The sequence below is a fragment of the Allobosea sp. CS1GBMeth4 genome (assembly GCF_900185715.1).
Lineage (GTDB): Bacteria > Pseudomonadota > Alphaproteobacteria > Rhizobiales > Beijerinckiaceae > Allobosea.
This window is the reverse complement of record NZ_FYAS01000011.1, coordinates 18,264-35,756: the sequence shown is the minus strand read 5'-3', so window position 1 is coordinate 35,756 and position 17,493 is coordinate 18,264. Positions and strand designations below refer to the sequence as shown.

Sequence of the window (17,493 nt, the reverse complement as noted above, 5' to 3'; positions counted from 1 at the left end):
TCGTCGTCGCCTGTCCCGGGGTAGACCGAAGGCCGCCCCCGGGGCTCCGCCCGGGAATGGCGCAATGACTTTCCCCGCCCGCAGGCTGATCCCGCGGGCGTCGTGCAGATGAGGGGCAGCGGAGCGCCGCGAGGCGCGTTGGTAGAGATCCGCATCCGTTGAGCCAGGATGCGGCGCGGATGGATTGAGCCACCATCCGCACGCCCCGTGGCGCTCCGCCAGGCGGCGATTTTAAGGCCCCGGGCCGCGCTTCTGCGAAGCCGGAGGCGGGCGCGCCGCGATGGCCCTCGGACGCCAGTAGCCTTCTTCAGGCCGTCGCGTCCTTGAAGCCGTCGCGCCGGCTGATCGCCGCCGCTTCATCTAGCGAGCTCCTCGCGCAGGGGTCGTAATGCCCCCAGGTCGGTTCCCGAAGCCTCCCGGGAGCGAGGCGCAACCCCCACCCGCAGGCGCCGCACGCACCCCGCCAATCAGCATGCCTCCGGTTGGCCGCCCCTCGGGGATGGGATGCGAGCGAGTATAGGGGAGGTCGGGAGAGCGGGGATTGTTCAAGCGCCTGTCCCCGCATCCACCCTCCCCGTCATGGTCGGGCTTGTCCCGACCATCCACGCCTTTGCATCCGAGCGGCCAGGCACTGCGTTGGGCAGCATGCCATCAGCGCCGCAAGACGTGGATGCTCGGCACAAGGCCGAGCATGACGGTGTGGATCACCGGAACCTCGACCCCACCTTCTCCCGGATGGGAGAAGGTGGCGCGGAGCGCCGGATGAGGGCCTGCCCTCGCCGCGGGAGGCCGCAGCGGCGCCGTTGCGTTCTGACGATCAGCGGCGGTCCCTCACCCCTGCCCCTCTCCCATCCGGGAGAGGGGTTGCCTGCGGTTCGTTCGCCTTCGACCTGATCGAGGCGGCGCGCGCCGACCGAGGACGCTCTGCGGACGAGGATCGCGGAAGAAGACGCACGATGCCGGCTCGCGCAGAACAGTGAAGCCATCGCTGCCCAGAATGCCTGGACGGCCGAGCACGGCCTGTTCTCCGATGAATTGCTGCCACTCATCAGGAGTGCTTTCGGTGAAAACGAAAACGGCCGGGACGAACCCGGCCGTTCTGACCTCACAAACGACTGACTTCTCACGAACACCCGGTCGTCGCGCCACACGTATTGCACTTCAGGCAGGTGCCGTTGCGCACCAGCGTGAAGTTGCCGCATTCGCCGCAGCTGTCGCCGACATAGCCCTTCATGATCGCCTCGGCCCGGCGCTCCGACGTCGTCGGCTGGGCGGCCGGCGCGGCGAAGCCGAGCTTGCTCATCTCGGCCTCGCCATAGGCTTCCGGCTCCTCCTTCAGGGCGGTCGCGCCGGCGGTGGCAAGGCCGGTGACGGTGCTGGTCGCGCGCGCGACCGCGTCGTTGGCCGCCGCCCCGCCCTGGATGGCGAGCAGGTTGATCGGCTTGCCGCGGCGGAAGCCCGAGGAGGCCAGCGGGGTCGAGGTGATCGGCCCGGCCGCGTCCGGCATCCTGCCCTGCTCGACGCCGCCGCCCATCACGTCATGGCCGATCTCGCTGGGATCGACATGGGCGAGGTCGTGCCGGCCGAGATAGGAGATCGCCAGCTCGCGGAAGACGTAGTCGAGGATCGAGGTCGCGTTCTTGATCGACTGGTTGCCCTGCACGAAGCCCGAGGGCTCGAAGCGGGTGAAGGTGAAGGCCTCGACATATTCCTCCAGCGGCACGCCATATTGCAGGCCGAGCGAGACCGCGATGGCGAAGTTGTTCATCATCGCCCGGAAGGCCGCGCCCTCCTTGTGCATGTCGATGAAGATCTCGCCGAGGCGGCCATCGGCATATTCGCCGGTGTGGACATAGACCTTGTGGCCGCCGACCACCGCCTTCTGGATGTAGCCGGTGCGGCGCGAGGGCATCTTCTCGCGCTCGCGGACGCGCTCGACCCGCTCCACCACGCGCTCGACGATCTTCTCGGCGACCTGCGTCGCGCGCGCCGCCAGCGGCTGCTGGTGCAGCGCCTCGATCGCGTCGTCGGCATCGTCGTCCTCGTCGGCGATCAGGGCCGAGTTCAGCGGCTGCGACAGCTTCGAGCCGTCGCGATAGAGCGCGTTCGCCTTCAGCGCCAGCTTCCAGGAGAGCAGATAGGCGCTCTTGCAATCCTCGACGGTGGCGTCGTTCGGCATGTTGATGGTCTTGGAGATCGCGCCCGAGATGAAGGGCTGCGCCGCCGCCATCATGCGGATATGGCTCTCGACCGAGAGATAGCGCTTGCCGATGCGCCCGCAGGGATTGGCGCAGTCGAAGACGGCGTAGTGCTCCTTCTTCAGGTGCGGCGCGCCTTCCAGCGTCATCGCCCCGCAGACATGGACGTTGGCGGCCTCGATCTCGGCCCGGGTGAAGCCGAGGAAGGGCAGCAGCTCGAACGACATGTCGCCGAGCTTCTCGGCCGGCACGTTCAGCGTGCCGGTGAGGAAGTCCTCGCCGAGCGTCCACTTGTTGAAGACGAACTTGATGTCGAAGGCGCTCTTCAGCCCCTTCTCCACCGCCTCGATCTTCTCCTCGCTGAAGCCCTTGGCCCTGAGCGAGCCGGGATTGATGCCGGGCGCCTGCTTCATCGAGCCGTGGCCGACGGCATAGGCCTCGATCTCGGCGATGTCGGCCTCGCGATAGCCGAGCGCGCGCAGCGCGTCCGGAACGGCGCGGTTGATGATCTTGAAATAGCCGCCGCCGGCGAGCTTCTTGAACTTCACCAGCGCGAAATCGGGCTCGATGCCGGTGGTGTCGCAATCCATCACCAGGCCGATCGTGCCGGTCGGCGCGATCACCGTCGCCTGGGCGTTGCGATAGCCGTGCTTCTCCCCGAGGGCGAGCGCCTCGTCCCAGCTCGCCTTGGCGCGCTCCGCCAGCGTCAGCGAGGAGCCGCCGAGGCGCTCCAGCGTCGCATGGTCGAGCGGCACCGGCGTCACCTGCAGGGCCTCGTAGCCCTGGGCGAGGCCATGGGCGGCGGTGCGGTGGTTGCGGATGACGCGCAGCATGTGGCTGGCGTTCTTCTTGTAGCCCGGGAACGGGCCGAGCTCGCCCGCCATCTCGGCCGAGGTCGCATAGGCGACGCCGGTCATCACCGCGGTCAGGGCGCCGGCGAGCGCCCTGCCCTCGTCCGAATCATAGCCGAGGCCCATGGTCATCAGCAGGCCGCCGATATTGGCGTAGCCGAGGCCGAGCGTGCGGTACTCGTAGGAGAGCTCGGCGATCTCGCGGCTCGGGAACTGCGCCATCGCCACCGAGATCTCGAGCACGATCGTCCAGAGCCGGCAGAGATGCTCGTAACCGGCGACGTCGAAGCTCTTGGTCTGCCGATCGTAGAACTGCAGCAGGTTGGCCGAGGCCAGGTTGCAGGCGGTGTCGTCGAGGAACATGTACTCCGAGCACGGGTTCGAGGCGCGGATGCGTCCCGAGGCCGGGCAGGTGTGCCAGTCGTTCATCGTGCTGTTGAAGTGCAGGCCGGGATCGGCGCTCGCCCAGGCGGCGTAGCCGATCTTCTCCCAGAGGTCGCGCGCCTTCAGCGTCTTCGTGACCTTGCCGGTGGTGCGGGCCTTGAGCTGCCACTCGCCATCCGCCTCGACGGCGCGCAGGAAATCGTCGGTCAGCGAGACCGAATTGTTCGAGTTCTGGCCGGAGACGGTGAGATAGGCCTCCGAATCCCAGTCGGTGTCGTAGGTGTCGAACTGAATCTCGGTATAGCCCTGGCGGGCGAACTGGATGACGCGCTTGATGTAGTTGTCCGGCACCATCGCCTTGCGGGCGAGCTTGATCTCGCGCTTCAGCGCCGGGTTCTTCTCGGGATCGAAGCAGGCATCGTCGGCGGCCTCGCAGTTGACGCAGGCCTTCATCACCGCCTTCATCGCCTTCTGGACGATCTTGGAGCCGGCGACGAGCGCCGCGACCTTCTGCTCCTCCTTCACCTTCCAGTCGATATAGGCCTCGATGTCCGGATGGTCGGCGTCGACCACCACCATCTTGGCGGCGCGCCGGGTGGTGCCGCCCGACTTGATCGCCCCGGCGGCGCGGTCGCCGATCTTGAGGAAGGACATCAGCCCCGAGGACTTGCCGCCGCCGGCGAGCTTCTCGCCCTCGCCGCGCAGCATCGAGAAGTTCGAGCCCGTGCCCGAGCCGTATTTGAACAGGCGCGCCTCGCGCACCCACAGATCCATGATGCCGCCCTCGTTGACGAGGTCGTCCTGCACGCCCTGGATGAAGCAGGCATGCGGCTGCGGATGCTCGTAGCTCGACTTCGAGCGGGTCAGCTTGCCGGTCTTGAAGTCGACGTAGAAATGGCCCTGGCCGGGACCGTCGATGCCATAGGCCCAGTGCAGGCCGGTGTTGAACCATTGCGGCGAGTTCGGCGCCACCATCTGGCTCGCCAGCATGAAGCGCAGCTCGTCATGGAAGGCCGCCGCGTCCTCCTCCGAGGAGAAATAGCCGCCCTTCCAGCCCCAATAGGTCCAGCAGCCGGCGAGCCGGTCGAAGACCTGCTTGGAGGAGATCTCGGAGCCGTAGCGCTCGGCTTCCGGCAGCTTGGCGAGCGCCGCCTCGTCGGCGACCGAGCGCCAGAGGAAGGACGGAACGTCGTTCTCCTCGATCTTCTTCAGCACGGCGGGGACGCCCGCCTTGCGGAAATATTTCTGCGCGAGCACGTCGCTCGCCACCTGCGACCAGGCCTCCGGCACCTCGATGCCCTCGAGCCGGAAGACGATCGAACCATCGGGATTGCGGATCTCGCTCACCGCCGAGCGGAACGGGATCGCCTGATAGGGCGACTGGCCGGCGGTGGTATGGCGGCGCTCGATGCGCATAAGCGTCTTCCCCAATGCTTGCCGCGGGCGTGTCCGACGCTCCGCGCGGCCGGTTGCTCACCGGCTCCTGATGTCAGCCCAACTCGGTTTGATGCCCCTGGATCCCGCGACGATGTGGTCCCGCCGTCGGGCGTCCGGTTGCGGCCAGCCGGACCGCACGTCGCCGTTCGCCGTCGCCGTCACTGGCGCGCCGCGGTGATCGTCCTGACCCGTCTGGGAACTCGTTTCGCGGGTCGAAAAAGGCGTCTCCGCCAGCCGTCACGCGACGGTCAAAATTTAGTCCCGAATGGGCGCGGACGTCAAGGATTAGTGCGCACCGATAGGTGTGGATACGACATCTTGTAGGAAGATGTGGATCATGGGGATAAGTTTCAAGGCGCCGGCTAAGCCTTGGGAATCGCGTGCGGAATCGCCGCCGGTCGGCCGAGCTTGCCGCGAAGCGCGCCGCGGCGGAACCACTAAAATGCACCGGACCATGGTTAACCGAACGTCACCCGGGGCAGACGGAGCCCACCGACGGAAGCGCCGTCTGCGGCCGCCGGCACAAGTGCTTGAATCCATGCGGGGCTTCGTCCGGCTGCCGGTCGCCCAGGCGCTGCCGCGCCCTCTCCGAATCATGGCCGAATCGTGTCGCCCGCCGGCTGCTGACCATCCCCGTCAGCTCCGGGGCGTAGCAGGGCCCGCGAGCCGGAGGACCCCGCCCATGACCGACACCGTCTTCGAACTGCGCCGCTATACCTTGAAGCCCGGCGCGCGCGAGGCCCTGATCCGCGTCTTCGACACCCATCTCGTCGAGACGCAGGAGGCGGAAGGGATGAGCGTGGTCTGCCAGTTCCGCGATCCGGCGGCGCCCGACCAGTTCGTCTGGTTCCGCGGCTTCGCCGACCAGGCGGCGCGGACGGGCGCCCTGCCCGCCTTCTATGGCGGCCCGGTCTGGGCGCGGCATGGCCCGGCCGCCAACGAGACCATGCTCGCCTGGCACGATGTGCTGATGCTGAAGCCGGCCGCGCCCGGCTCCGGCTTCGATACGCGCGGGCTCGAGCGGCCGCCGCCGGGCACGGCCGATCTCGAGGACGGCCATGCCTATCTTGTCGCGGTCCATCATCTGGCGCCGGAGGCGAGCGACTCGGAGGCCGCGCTCGCGGCCAAGGCGGCCGCCGATGCCGCGCGCGCCACCGGCGCCAGGGTGGTCGCCAGCCTGATCAGCGACCGCAGCGAGAACGGTTTCCCCCGCCTGCCGGTGCGCGAGACCGAATGCGTGGCGGTGACGCTTCTCCGGCCCGCGGTGCCGCAGGCGATCCCGGCGCTCGAGGCGGCGTTGCGTGCCGTCGCCACCGGCAGCGGCCGCGCCCCGGACATCGCCCGCCTGGTCCCGACCGCGCGCTCGCTGCTGCGCTGAGCCGCACTGGACATAGCGGGCCCGCATCTTCATAAGTCGCGCGACGGACTTAAGGCCCGCGCGGACGCGAAGCGATGAACCAGACCCTGCTCGAGATATTCACCTGGTGGAACCGCCAGACCATGGGCACGCGCTTCCACACCTGGCGCCATGGCGAGAAGGTCGGCGAGGACGAGTTCGGCAATGTCTACTACCGCACCAAGGGCGGCAGGAAGGACAAGGCCCTCGGCATCCAGCGCCGCTGGGTGCTCTACAACGGCCCGGTCGAGGCCTCGATGATCCCGCCCGGCTGGAACGGCTGGCTGCACCATACCGTCGACGTCGCGCCGTCCGAGGAGAACTACCTCGCCCGCGACTGGCAGAAGCCGCACCAGCCCAACCGCACCGGCACGGCCCAGGCCTATCGCCCGAAGGGCTCGACGCTCGGCGAGAACAAGACCCCGCCCGCCACCGGCGACTACCAGGCCTGGACGCCCGGACGGTAAGGGCCGGACCGCAGCGGAACGGCAACGGGCCGGCCAGGCATGGCCGGCCTTCTTCGTTCGGCCCGAGCCGATGCGGCAAGCGCGACTAGGCCGCCCGCTTCCGCGCAGACGCGGCCCGGTGGAAGCCGCCAGCATCAGGCCGCGCCGGCGACGAAATCGACCAGCAGCTTGAGGTTGAGCGCCGCGATCGTGACCGCGATCAGGCAGGCGAAGGCGACGAGCCAGCGCGGCGCGACCAGCTCGCCCATCTTGGCTCTGTCGGCGGTGAACATCACCAGCGGAAAGACGGCGAAGGAGAGCTGCAGCGACAGCACGACCTGCGTCAGGATCAGCAACTTCGCCGTGCCCGCATCGCCATACCAGATCGTCACCGCCGCCGCCGGCACGATCGCGATCGCCCGGGTGATCAGCCGGCGCAGCCAGGGCGCCAGCCTGATCTTGAGGAAGCCCTCCATCACGATCTGGCCGGCGAGCGTCGCCGTCACCGTCGAATTGATGCCGCAGCAGAGCAGCGCGATGCCGAACAGGGTCGGCGCGACGGCGAGGCCGAGCAGCGGGCCGAGCAGCTTGTGCGCGTCGCCGAGCTCGGCGACCGCCGTCTGGCCGGTCTTGTGGAAAGTCGCGGCCGCCAGGATCAGGATCGAGGCGTTGATCGTCAGCGCGAACATCAGCGCGACCGTCGAATCGATCGTGGCGTATTTGAGCGCCTGGCGCCTCTCCGGCAGGCTCTCGCCATAGGCGCGCGTCTGCACGATGCCGGAGTGCAGGTAGAGATTGTGCGGCATCACCGTGGCGCCGAGGATGCCCAGCGCCAGATAGAGCATCTCCGGATTGCGGACGATCTGCGTGGTCGGCGCGAAGCCGCGGATCACCTGGCCCCAATCCGGATCGGCGAGCGCGATCTGGATGGCGAAGCAGAGCGCGATCACGCCCAGCAGCGTGACGATCAGCGCCTCCACCCAGCGGAAGCCGAGCCGCTGCAGATAGAGGATCAGGAACACGTCGAGCGCGGTGACGACCACGCCGAGCTCGAGCGGGATGCCGAAGATCAGGTTGAGCCCGATCGCGGTGCCGATCACCTCGGCGATGTCGGTGGCGATGATCGCGATCTCGGCCAGGAACCAGAGTCCAAGGGCGAGCGGTCTCGGGAAGGCGTCGCGGCAGGCCTGGGCGAGGTCGCGGCCGGAGCCGACGGCGAGCCGCGCGCACAGCGACTGCAGCACGATCGCCATGATGTTGGAGACCAGCGCGACGACGAGCAGCGTGTAGCCGAACTTCGAGCCGCCCGCGAGCGAGGTCGCCCAGTTGCCCGGATCCATGTAGCCGACGGCGACGAGATAGCCGGGTCCGAGGAAGGCGGCGGCGCGACGCCAGCCCGGCCCGGAGCGGCGCACGGCGATCGAACGATGGACGTCGGCCAGCGAGGCCTCGCCCCTGTCCTCCCGCCAGCCGGTCGGCGCCCGTTCGACTCGCGCTTCCATCCACACCCTGATCTGCAATTGCAATGCATTCGCAAGTTATCGGCTTGCAACACGCTGGCAAGGCGCCGGTTCCCCTGCCGGACGCATGGCGGCCATGGGATGGCGGCGGGCTGGGCGCACGTCTCCTGCCGGATGGCCGGGCCCAGGCTTCGCACTCGCCCTTTTTCCGCTGCTATTGCCGTGCTACTGCGCGCCGTCGCGCGCGCCGAAAGAGAATCGCCAAGCCAGCATGCCCTCCTTCCGCAGAGCCCTCTTCCTCGCCGCCGTCGCCGGCGCCGCGCTCGCGCTGGCCGCCCCCGCCCGGGCCGACCGCATCCGCAACCCGACCGCGGTCTTCGCCGGTCTCGACAAGATCACCGGCCGGATCATCTCCTTCGAGGTGGCGATCGACGAGACGGTGCAGTTCGGCGCGTTGCAGATCACGCCGCGGGTCTGCTGGACGCGCCCGCCGACCGAGGCACCGCAGACGACCTCCTTCACCGAGGTCGACGAGGTCACCTTCAACAACGAATACCGGCGCATCTTCACCGGCTGGATGTACGCCTCGAGCCCCGGCCTGCACGGCGTCGAGCATGCGATCTACGATGTCTGGCTGACCGACTGCAAAGGCGGCACCGAGCTGGTGGTCGACCCGAAGGAGCCGGAGGCCCCGCCCCCGCCGCTGAGCCCTGAACAGCGCCGGCCGGCCCGTCCGGCCCAGCCGCCGGCGAACCAGCGCATCGACGTCGCGCCCCCGCAGGGCGTGCCGGTGCAGCCGCGCCAGGCGCCGTCGCAGCGCTTCTTCCCGACCAACCCGGCCCCCGGGCGCGACCCCGCCGGCAGCAACTGAGCGGCGCCGCACGAAGCGGCCCCATGGTACTTCACAGTCCAGAAGGCTGCGCGCGCGGCACATTGTCTCGACACGCCTCGAAACAATACGTCGCGGCAAGGTTAGAGTACCGGATCATGAAGCTTTACGGCTCAGCTTAAGCTTCGCCTTCACGAAATTAAGCTTGGAACCTCGGCGCCTTCGAGTGGTTCTCCAGATGACGGTCACGCGAGACCGTTCATTCAGAAGAGGAGAAACCTGATGGCGAACCAATCGCAGCGCGGCTTTGCGTCGATGGACGAGAACCGGCAGCGCGACATCGCCGCCAAGGGCGGACAGAGCGTGCCGGACGAGAAGCGCTCCTTCTCCCAGGATCGCGACCTCGCCTCGGAAGCCGGACGCAAGGGCGGCCAGAGCGTTCCCGACGAGAAGCGCAGCTTCTCCCAGAACCGTGACCTCGCCGCCGAAGCAGGACGCAAGGGCGGCCAGCATTGACGCCCGAACAGCCCCGCGGGTCCGCCCGCGGGGCCTTTCGCGCTGGGCTGGTCAGCGCGCGGCGTCGGCGAACTCGGCCAGCGCCTCGCGCCCGCTGACCGGGCGGCCCGGCGCCCAGCTCCACCAGTTCCCATCCGCCTGGATCGCGGTGTCGAGCAGATCGCGATAGGCGTCGCAGGCGACCTCGCAGGTCCCGAACTGGGCGAGATGGGCGGTCTGGAACTGGGTGTCGAGCAGCCGGTAGCCGCCGCGCCTCAGCCGCGCGACGAGATGCACCAGCGCCACCTTCGAGGCGTCGGTCTCGCGATGGAACATGCTCTCGCCGAAGAAGGCACCGCCGAGCGACAAGCCGTAGAGCCCGCCGACGAGGCGGCCTTCGCGCCAGCATTCGACGGTGTGGACATGGCCCTGAGCGAAGAGCTCGCCATAGAGCGCGCGGATGCGGCCGTTGATCCAGGTCTCGGCCCGGTCGGGCCGGCTCTCGGCGCAGGCCGCGATCACGGCCGCGAAATCATGGTCTATGCGGACCTCGAAGCGGTCGGAGCGCACGGTGCGCGCCAGCCGGCCCGGAACATGGAAATGGTCGAGCGGAATGATGCCGCGAATCTCGGGCTCGACCCAGAACAGCCCGGGGTCGTCGGCGCTCTCCGCCATCGGAAAGACCCCGGCCGCATAGGCGCGCAGCAGGAGTTCCGGCGTGATCACCGGGGTCCGCGCAGGTATGGAACGGGCCTTCATGCGGGAGATGGGAACGCGCGACGGGCGCCGGTGTCAATCGCGACGGCGCCGGAAGGCTCCGGGCCACCGGCTAAACCCGGGCGCGCCGCGTCGGCAGGCCCTTGAGCTGCGGCGCTGCGAGCCCCGGTGCGGTCTCGACGCCGAGCGTCGGCAGGGCGAGCGTGCGCTGGCCGCGGAAATCGACATGGCAGACGATCAGGCCGCGCTCTTCGATATAGCTGATCAGGCGGCGCGCCCGGCTCGGCGAATGGCTGCCATAGGCCTCCGCCAGTTCGGCGTCCGACGGGCACGGCGCTCCCTCGATCGCGCTGCGGGCGATGAACAGGAACAGCCCGTGCAGGTCCTCCGGCAGTGTCTCGACGGCGCTCAGGGCCTTTTCCCAGGCCTGCGAGGACAGCACCTCCTCGCTCGCCCCGGCACGGGCGACGGCGAGGCGCTTGCGGAAGGCGTCGAGCCCGGTCTCCGGGCCGCTGACCCGGCGCATTCGGCAGCGCACGGTGAAGTCCTGGTAGAGCACGGCGACCGGCCGGTCGCGCGCCTCCGGATCGTCGAGCAGCTCGTTCAGGATCTCGACCAGCGCCGCCGCGCGCTCGGCCGGATCCATCTCGATCTCGGGCTCGGCCGGCGCCGGCACCGGCGGCTGCGTCTCGATCCGGCGGATGATCTCGGGTGCCAGCACCGGCCGCGGCCGCGGCTGCTTCGGCCAGGGCGCCGGCGCGACCTCGTCCTCGCCGGCGGTGAAGATCAGCTTGCTGGCGTCCTCCGGCGCCTGCTCGGGCAGCGGCAGCAGGCTCGGCGCGCCGCCGCGGTCGACCGAGGCGACGGGCCCGATCCGGACCGGCAGCGGCTTCTTCGACAGCGCCGGGCCGAGCGCGACGAACTGGCCGCGCTCGAGATCGCGGAACATCTCGGCCTGGCGCCTGTCCATGCCGAGCAGGTCGGCGGCGCGCTGCATGTCGATGTCGAGGAAGGTGCGGCCCATCAGGAAGTTCGAGGCTTCCGCCGCGACGTTCTTGGCGAGCTTGGCGAGGCGCTGCGTCGCGATCACGCCGGCGAGGCCGCGCTTGCGGCCACGGCACATCAGGTTCGTCATCGCGCCCAGCGAGAGCCGGCGCGCCTCGTCCGAGGCCTCGCCCGCCATCACCGGGGCGAAGAGCTGCGCCTCGTCGACCACGACCAGCATCGGGTACCAATGGGCGCGCTCGACCTCGAACAGCCCGCCGAGGAAGGCGGCCGTGGCGCGCAACTGCTCGTCGGCGTCGAGCTCCTCGAGATTGAGCACCACCGAGACGCGGTGCTGGCGCACGCGCAGCGCGATCCGCTGCAGTTCGGGCGGGCTCGCCGTGCCGTCGACCACGACATGGCCGAACTGGTCGGCGAGCGAGACGAAATCGCCCTCGGGATCGATCACCGCCTGCTGCACCAGCGGCGCGCTCTGCTCCAGCAGGCGGCGCAGCAGATGCGACTTTCCCGAGCCGGAATTGCCCTGGACCAGGAGCCGCGTCGCCAGCAGTTCGGCCAGGTCGAGCTCGGCCGGGCCGCCGCCCGCCGTCGCGCCCATCTCGATGCCCGTCTTCATGCCTGCCAGCGTGCCGCCTCGGGGTCCCCGTGCCCCGCCCCCGAGCGGGGCGGGCGAGCGGCGACGTCTAGCACGCGGGCGCGGGCGCGCAGGTGCTGCCGGTTGCCGCATCCACAGCAAATCCGCGGCGGCGGCGGCCGGCGCCCATCACCGGCGGCGGCGCAGGATCATGCCGCCATGATGCAGCGTGTCCGCGTCGACAAAGGTGCCGTCGGCGGTGAAGCCGGTGTCGTCCCAGTACTCGATGTGATTGCCGGTGACCTCGTAGCGGCCGCGATAGGCGCTTTCACGGCTGCCGCGCGCCTCGTCATAGCGGCCGTTCGGCAGCAGCTCGTGGCGGACGTGATTGTCGGCGGTGACCCACATGCCGACGTAAGGGTGGCTCTGCGGGGTCTGGGCAGCGGCTGTCCGGATGATCGTCATGGAGGAGGATCCTTCCGATCCTGTTTGGATGATCGTGGTGGCGAGGCCGACGCCGGCGGTCAGCACCAGCAGGGCGTTCAGGAGCAAGGTGTTCATGACGCCTCCCCTCAGCGCCCGCGTCGCTCGGCGAAGAGCTCCGACAGCGCCTGCGACGCCGCGATCGCCCGCGAGATGCCGGCCGGCACGGTGATCAGGTAGACGATCTCCTTCAACTGCTCCTCGGGGACGCCGATATTCAGCGCGTAGCCGGCGTGCAGCTTCATGAAGGCGGTCTGCCCCGTCGCGGCGAACGCCGCCACGGCGGCGAGCTGGCGCGCGCGGCTGTCGAGACCGGGGCGCGACCAGACATCGCCGAGCGCATAGGCCTCGGTCGCCTCGGCGAGGAAGGGGAATTCCTGCCGCATGCGCTCCAGAGCCTGCTGGGATTCGCCCGTGTTGAGGCTGCGGACGACGGCATCGCCGCGCTTGCGCCGCTCCTCGGTCGATTCGGCGGCGGCAGGCACCGGCATCGCCGCGATGGCGAGGGCCGTTGCGGCGGCGCGCAGCGGCGACGGCATGATCGGGGTCATGGCTTCCTCCTCAGCGTGTGGCGGTGGGGCGGATGACGATCTCGTTGACGTCGACATCCTCGGGCTGCTCGATCGCGAAGCGCACCGCGCGGCCGATCGCGTCGGGCTGGAGCGCGATGGCGCGATAGCTCCTCATCAGCTCGGCCGCTGCTGGATCGGTGATGCTGTCGGCGAGTTCGCTCTCGACCACGCCGGGATGGATGCAGGTGACGCGCAGGTTCGAGTGCTCCTGGCGCAAGCCGTCGGAGATCGCGCGCACGGCATATTTCGTCGCGCAGTAGACGGCCGCCGTCGGCGACACCGCCAGCGCTCCGATCGAGGCGATGTTCACGACATGGCCGGAGCCGCGTGCCTGCATCTGCGGCAGCACCGCGGCGATGCCGTGGAGCACGCCCTTGATGTTGACGTCGATCATGCGGTCCCACTCCTCGACCTGCAGCGAGGCCAGCGGCGAGAGCGGCATGACGCCGGCATTGTTGACGATCACGTCGACGCGGCCGAAGGCTGTGCGCGCCGCCTCGGCGAAGGCCGCGACATCGGCGCGATCGGTGACGTCGAGCCGGCGGGTACGGACCGTCGCGCCCTTCGCGCTCAGCTCGTCGGCGAGCGCGCCGAGGCGTTCGGTGCGCCTTGCGCCGAGCATCAGCCTGGCTCCGGCCGCCGCGAGCTCGCGGGCGATGCCGGCGCCGATCCCGCTGGAGGCGCCGGTGATGAGGACGACCTTGTCGCGTGTCATGTCCCTCTCCGTCTGGTTGTGTCCTGGCACCGCAAGGCTGCGGTTGCCGGAAAGCTAGGAGCCGGGCATTGTCGCGATAAGCCGCCATGTCCTTTCCAGTTTGGAGAGTTCCACTAACCAATGGAGATCGACCTCAACGCGCTCGCCGTCTTCGCGCTGGTCGCCGAGGAGAAGAGCTTCCGCGGCGCCGCCGACCGCATCGGCGTGACGCGCTCGGCCGTCAGCCAGACGATCCGGAAGCTGGAGGAGCGGCTCGGCATCGCGCTGGTACAGCGGACGACCCGCAGCGTCGGCCTGACCGAGGCGGGCGAGCGCCTCCTCGCCGATCTCGAGCCGGCGCTGTCCGACCTGCGCGCCGCCGTCGCGGCGACCCGGGACCTGCGCGCCGGCCCGCGCGGACGCCTGCGCCTCGCCGTCTCGTCGATCGCCGAGCGCTTCCTGTCCGGCCCGGTCCTCGCGGGCTTCGCCGCGGCGTATCCGGAGGTCGAGCTCGACGTCACCGTCACCGACGAGGAGTTCGACATCGTCGCCGCCGGCTACGATGCCGGCGTCAGGCTGGGCGAGGTCATCGAGCAGGATATGATCGCCGTGCCGGTCGGCGGCCAGGAGCGCCAGCTCGCCGTCTGTTCGCCGGGCTATCGCGAGCGCTTCGGCACGCCCTCGCATCCGCGCGAGCTCGCGGCGCATCGCTGCATCGGCTGGCGGCCGGGGCCGAGGCTGCCGCCCTATCGCTGGGAATTCGGCGAGGACGGCAGGGAGTTCAGCGTCGCCGTCGCCCCCGAGATCACCACCAACGACATGGCGCTGATGATCAAGCTCGCGGTCGCGGGCGCCGGGATCACCTTCGGCATGGAGGAGAGCTTCCGCCCGGCGATCGCGCGCGGCGAGCTGGTGCCGCTGCTCGAGGAGTACTGCCCGCCTTTCGCGGGCTTCTATCTCTACTACCCCAGCCGGCGGGCCATGGCGCCGAAGCTGCGCGCCCTGGTCGACCATCTGCGCGGCTTCGACTGGGACAGGCGCGAGCGATATCGGCTATGATGTGATTCCAGGCGCCGCCCGCGCCTCCGCCCTCCGACTGGGAAGCACGCTGCCGTGCAGGGCCCGTCCGATCGTCGAACCGCCTGTCCGAGCACTGCGCATAAGGAGGGATTGCGGATTTAGCTCGCATCAGGAGGTCCATCGATGAAGCTCTCCGCCCCCGTCTATCGACTGAAGCGCAAGGCCAGGACGCTGTCGCGCACGGAAGGCATTCCGCTCAATCTCGCGCTCGATCGCATCGCCGCCGGCGAAGGTTTCGGCGCCTGGAGCCTGCTCGCCGCGAAGTCGGCCGACGGATCGGCCGCCAGGGAACTGCTCGCCCGCCTGATCCCGGGAGACCTGCTCCTCATCGGCGCACGGCCCGGGCACGGCAAGACCCTGCTGAGTCTCCAGCTCGCCCTCGAGGCGATGAGGGCCGGCCGCCCGGCGGTGTTCTTCACGCTGGAATACACGGCCGGCGACCTGCTTGGCCGCTTCCGGGCGCTCGGCGTCGAGCCGGCGCAATTCCAGGCCCTGTTCACCTTCGACGATTCGGACGCGATCAGCGCCGATCACATCCTGCGGGCGCTGGCCGACGCCCCGCGCGGCACATTGGCGATCGTCGACTATCTGCAACTGCTCGACCAGAAGCGCGGCAATCCCGAGCTGATGGCGCAGATCCGCACGCTCAGGGCCTTCGCGCGGGACAAGGGCCTGATCCTCGCCTTCATCTCGCAGATCGACCGGTCCTATGACCCGGCCGTGAAGCCCTGTCCCGACCTCGACGATGTCCGCCTGCCGAATCCGCTCGACCTGTCGCTGTTCAGCAAGGCCTGCTTCCTGAACGGGGGCGAGGTCCGGTTCCAGGCGGCGGGTTAGCGGCACTCCACGAGCCCACCGAACTGCATCGTCATTGCGAGGAGCGAAGCGACGAAGCAATCCAGGAGACGTAGAGGACCGCCGCCTCTGGATTGCTTCGCGGAGCCTGTCCTCGGGCTTGCCGAAGGCAAGACCCGGGGGCTGGCAAAGACGGCGCTCAGCGCGGGCAGCCGCGCGTGCGCTCGGCGCGCCGGATGTCGGCGATGACGCGGCGCTGGGTCGCCGAGAGCGGCACGTCCTCGACATTGTCGTACTGGCAGCCGGCATTGCCGAAGGCGCTGATGCCGCGCTGGGTGCGGAAGCAGTAGCCCTGCGCCTTGTAGATCTCGTTGCGCTGGTACCAGAGATCCTCGCAGCTCTGGGCAGCCGCAGGCCCGGCCGCCAGAAGCGCCTGGGCGGCGGCCACGGCGAGGGCGGAGAAAAGCAGCTTCGACATGACGACCTCTTGCGGTTGCGCGATTATCCGCCGTCCCTTGCGGACCGGACAAGCCCTTTCGCGTTCTGCCATGGCGGGATCACGATGCTGTTGCACGAAACGGAACCGTCTGCTGGCAAAGCTGTGATTTGACGCTGCCGCCCCAAGGAGCACAAGAAGCGCGAGCTCATGCAGTCCGTTCGCCCCCGCCCCTCGAATTGCCTGCGCCTGCGGCGATCGCTCGCGGCCGGGCTGGCTTTCGTCGCGGCCGCGACGCCGGCGACGGCGCAGGCGCCGAAGCGTTCGGTCTCGCTGATCCGCGACGCCGAGATCGAGCAGCTGCTGCGCGATTATGCGGCGCCGATCTTCAAGGCCGCCGGGATCAACGCGGGCGCGACCCGGATCGTCCTGATCAACGACCGCGCCTTCAATGCCTTCGTCGCCGACGGCAAGTCGATCTTCGTCAATATCGGCGTGCTGATGGACGCGGCGACGCCGAACGAGGTGATCGGCGTCCTCGCCCATGAGAGCGGCCATCTCGCCGGCGGGCACCTGGCCCGGCTCAGGCAGGAGATCCAGAACGCGCAGATCCTCTCGATCGCGGGGCTGCTCGTCGGCGTCGGCGGCGTGGTCGCGGGGGCGCGCAGCGGCGGCGGCACGATGGGCAATGCCGGCATCGGCGCGATGGGCGCGATCGCCGGCCCCCAGGAGCTCGTGCGGCGCTCGCTGCTCGCCTATCAGCGCTCGGAGGAGCAGGCGGCCGACCGTGCCGCGGTGCGCTTCCTCGCCGCCGCAGGCCTGTCGGCCAAGGGCATGCTCACCGTCTTCCGGCGCTTCGCCGAGAACAGCGCCTTCCTGTCGCGGACGATCGACCCCTATACGATCAGCCATCCGATGCCGAGCGAGCGCATCGCCCAGCTCGAGACGCTGGCGCGGCAGGGCCCGAACTTCGACAAGCCCGATCCGCCGGCTCTGCAGGCGCGGCATGACCTGATGCGCGCCAAGCTGATGGGCTTCGTCGAGCGCGAGGGCGGCGTCGCCCGCCGCTACGGCATGGCCGACCAGTCGACGGCGGCGCGCTACGCGCGCGCCATCAGCGACTATCGCTCCGGCCGGATGGCGCAGGCGCTCGCCGCCATGGACCGCCTGATCGGCGAGCAGCCGAAGAACGCCTATTTCCTCGAGCTCAAGGGCCAGGCGCTGCTCGAGGCGGGCCGCGCCCGCGAAGCGGTTCCGGTGCTGCGCCAGGCGGTCGCGCTCGCGCCGCAGGCCGGGCTGATCCGCCAGATGCTCGGCCATGCGCTGCTGCAGACCGGCGACAGGGCGCTGCTCGACGAGGCCATCCGCGAGCTCTCCAACGCCGCGATCCGCGAGCCCGATTCGGCCGATGTGCACCAGCATCTGTCGAACGCCTATGCCGCCAGGGGCAACATCGCGATGGCCGAGCTCTCGGCCGCGCAGCATGCCTTCGCCAAGGGCGACTGGACCGTCGCCCACACCCAGGCGAGCCGGGCTCTGGCCAAGTTGCCGCAGGGGTCGCCTGCGGCGCTGCGCGCCCGCGACATCGTCGAGTATGTTCCACCCGAGAAGCAACGATAGGCGCGAATCGCGCCCTGAAAG

At 69.4% G+C, this 17,493-nt stretch carries 15 protein-coding genes; 7 read left to right on the top strand and 8 right to left on the bottom strand.

The window, feature by feature from the left end; genetic code table 11:
* Positions 1 to 1,123 precede the first annotated feature (1,123 nt).
* Positions 1,124 to 4,849 (bottom strand): vitamin B12-dependent ribonucleotide reductase, encoded by a 3,726-nt coding sequence (locus CS1GBM4_RS05940; protein WP_186417778.1) that lies wholly within the window; start codon positions 4,847 to 4,849, stop codon positions 1,124 to 1,126.
* A 703-nt stretch (positions 4,850 to 5,552) separates the two neighbouring features.
* Between CS1GBM4_RS05940 and CS1GBM4_RS05935 the strand changes: the two genes are divergently transcribed.
* Positions 5,553 to 6,248 (top strand): NIPSNAP family protein, encoded by a 696-nt coding sequence (locus tag CS1GBM4_RS05935; protein ID WP_186417777.1) that lies wholly within the window; start codon positions 5,553 to 5,555, stop codon positions 6,246 to 6,248.
* 74 nt (positions 6,249 to 6,322) lie between these two features.
* On the top strand, positions 6,323 to 6,733 hold the full coding sequence (locus CS1GBM4_RS05930; RefSeq protein WP_186417776.1) for an NADH:ubiquinone oxidoreductase subunit NDUFA12: 411 nt from the start codon (positions 6,323 to 6,325) through the stop codon (positions 6,731 to 6,733).
* 134 nt (positions 6,734 to 6,867) lie between these two features.
* On the opposite strand, the gene CS1GBM4_RS05925 is transcribed toward CS1GBM4_RS05930, so the two are convergent.
* Entirely contained in the window at positions 6,868 to 8,214 is a 1,347-nt protein-coding gene (locus tag CS1GBM4_RS05925; protein ID WP_186417775.1) for an Nramp family divalent metal transporter, read from the bottom strand.
* Positions 8,215 to 8,443: 229 nt separating this feature from the next.
* Between CS1GBM4_RS05925 and CS1GBM4_RS05920 the strand changes: the two genes are divergently transcribed.
* Positions 8,444 to 9,043, top strand: a complete 600-nt coding sequence (locus tag CS1GBM4_RS05920) for a DUF2155 domain-containing protein (RefSeq protein WP_186417774.1) — start codon at positions 8,444 to 8,446, stop codon at positions 9,041 to 9,043.
* A gap of 240 nt (positions 9,044 to 9,283) precedes the next feature.
* Entirely contained in the window at positions 9,284 to 9,517 is a 234-nt protein-coding gene (locus tag CS1GBM4_RS05915) for a KGG domain-containing protein (protein ID WP_210201539.1), read from the top strand.
* 51 nt (positions 9,518 to 9,568) lie between these two features.
* Here CS1GBM4_RS05915 and aat read toward each other — a convergent pair whose 3' ends face one another.
* The 5 genes from aat to CS1GBM4_RS05890 all read right to left on the bottom strand — a co-directional run bounded on the left by aat (position 9,569) and on the right by CS1GBM4_RS05890 (position 13,562).
* Entirely contained in the window at positions 9,569 to 10,255 is a 687-nt protein-coding gene (gene aat, locus CS1GBM4_RS05910) for a leucyl/phenylalanyl-tRNA--protein transferase (protein WP_186417773.1), read from the bottom strand.
* A gap of 70 nt (positions 10,256 to 10,325) precedes the next feature.
* A complete protein-coding gene (locus tag CS1GBM4_RS05905; protein WP_186417772.1) occupies positions 10,326 to 11,834 on the bottom strand; it encodes an ATP-binding protein in 1,509 nt (502 codons plus the stop codon).
* Positions 11,835 to 11,981: 147 nt separating this feature from the next.
* Positions 11,982 to 12,353 (bottom strand): Atu4866 domain-containing protein, encoded by a 372-nt coding sequence (locus CS1GBM4_RS05900; protein ID WP_186417771.1) that lies wholly within the window; start codon positions 12,351 to 12,353, stop codon positions 11,982 to 11,984.
* 11 nt (positions 12,354 to 12,364) lie between these two features.
* Positions 12,365 to 12,766 (bottom strand): carboxymuconolactone decarboxylase family protein, encoded by a 402-nt coding sequence (locus CS1GBM4_RS05895; RefSeq protein WP_210201543.1) that lies wholly within the window; start codon positions 12,764 to 12,766, stop codon positions 12,365 to 12,367.
* Positions 12,767 to 12,836: 70 nt separating this feature from the next.
* Positions 12,837 to 13,562, bottom strand: coding sequence for an SDR family oxidoreductase (locus CS1GBM4_RS05890; protein WP_186417769.1), 726 nt, complete (start codon positions 13,560 to 13,562; stop codon positions 12,837 to 12,839).
* Between the two features lie 120 nt (positions 13,563 to 13,682).
* On the opposite strand from CS1GBM4_RS05890, the gene CS1GBM4_RS05885 reads away from it, so the two are divergent.
* Together CS1GBM4_RS05885 and CS1GBM4_RS05880 are read left to right on the top strand one after the other, a co-directional pair.
* Entirely contained in the window at positions 13,683 to 14,600 is a 918-nt protein-coding gene (locus tag CS1GBM4_RS05885; protein ID WP_186417768.1) for a LysR family transcriptional regulator, read from the top strand.
* 144 nt (positions 14,601 to 14,744) lie between these two features.
* Positions 14,745 to 15,458 (top strand): DNA helicase, encoded by a 714-nt coding sequence (locus CS1GBM4_RS05880; protein ID WP_186417767.1) that lies wholly within the window; start codon positions 14,745 to 14,747, stop codon positions 15,456 to 15,458.
* A 157-nt stretch (positions 15,459 to 15,615) separates the two neighbouring features.
* On the opposite strand, the gene CS1GBM4_RS05875 is transcribed toward CS1GBM4_RS05880, so the two are convergent.
* Positions 15,616 to 15,894 (bottom strand): YARHG domain-containing protein, encoded by a 279-nt coding sequence (locus CS1GBM4_RS05875; protein ID WP_186417766.1) that lies wholly within the window; start codon positions 15,892 to 15,894, stop codon positions 15,616 to 15,618.
* Between the two features lie 168 nt (positions 15,895 to 16,062).
* On the opposite strand from CS1GBM4_RS05875, the gene CS1GBM4_RS05870 reads away from it, so the two are divergent.
* Positions 16,063 to 17,472, top strand: a complete 1,410-nt coding sequence (locus tag CS1GBM4_RS05870; protein ID WP_186417765.1) for a M48 family metalloprotease — start codon at positions 16,063 to 16,065, stop codon at positions 17,470 to 17,472.
* The last annotated feature ends 21 nt before the right edge of the window (positions 17,473 to 17,493 follow it).

Bases quoted from the DNA above. Each gene is read 5' to 3' on its own strand.
- CS1GBM4_RS05940 (WP_186417778.1), bottom strand. From the start codon at position 4,849: ATGCGCATCGAGCGCCGCCATACCACCGCCGGCCAGTCGCCCTATCAG.
- CS1GBM4_RS05935 (WP_186417777.1), top strand. From the start codon at position 5,553: ATGACCGACACCGTCTTCGAACTGCGCCGCTATACCTTGAAGCCCGGC.
- CS1GBM4_RS05930 (WP_186417776.1), top strand. From the start codon at position 6,323: ATGAACCAGACCCTGCTCGAGATATTCACCTGGTGGAACCGCCAGACC.
- CS1GBM4_RS05925 (WP_186417775.1), bottom strand. From the start codon at position 8,214: ATGGAAGCGCGAGTCGAACGGGCGCCGACCGGCTGGCGGGAGGACAGG.
- CS1GBM4_RS05920 (WP_186417774.1), top strand. From the start codon at position 8,444: ATGCCCTCCTTCCGCAGAGCCCTCTTCCTCGCCGCCGTCGCCGGCGCC.
- CS1GBM4_RS05915 (WP_210201539.1), top strand. From the start codon at position 9,284: ATGGCGAACCAATCGCAGCGCGGCTTTGCGTCGATGGACGAGAACCGG.
- aat (WP_186417773.1), bottom strand. From the start codon at position 10,255: ATGAAGGCCCGTTCCATACCTGCGCGGACCCCGGTGATCACGCCGGAA.
- CS1GBM4_RS05905 (WP_186417772.1), bottom strand. From the start codon at position 11,834: ATGAAGACGGGCATCGAGATGGGCGCGACGGCGGGCGGCGGCCCGGCC.
- CS1GBM4_RS05900 (WP_186417771.1), bottom strand. From the start codon at position 12,353: ATGAACACCTTGCTCCTGAACGCCCTGCTGGTGCTGACCGCCGGCGTC.
- CS1GBM4_RS05895 (WP_210201543.1), bottom strand. From the start codon at position 12,766: ATGCCGGTGCCTGCCGCCGCCGAATCGACCGAGGAGCGGCGCAAGCGC.
- CS1GBM4_RS05890 (WP_186417769.1), bottom strand. From the start codon at position 13,562: ATGACACGCGACAAGGTCGTCCTCATCACCGGCGCCTCCAGCGGGATC.
- CS1GBM4_RS05885 (WP_186417768.1), top strand. From the start codon at position 13,683: ATGGAGATCGACCTCAACGCGCTCGCCGTCTTCGCGCTGGTCGCCGAG.
- CS1GBM4_RS05880 (WP_186417767.1), top strand. From the start codon at position 14,745: ATGAAGCTCTCCGCCCCCGTCTATCGACTGAAGCGCAAGGCCAGGACG.
- CS1GBM4_RS05875 (WP_186417766.1), bottom strand. From the start codon at position 15,894: ATGTCGAAGCTGCTTTTCTCCGCCCTCGCCGTGGCCGCCGCCCAGGCG.
- CS1GBM4_RS05870 (WP_186417765.1), top strand. From the start codon at position 16,063: ATGCAGTCCGTTCGCCCCCGCCCCTCGAATTGCCTGCGCCTGCGGCGA.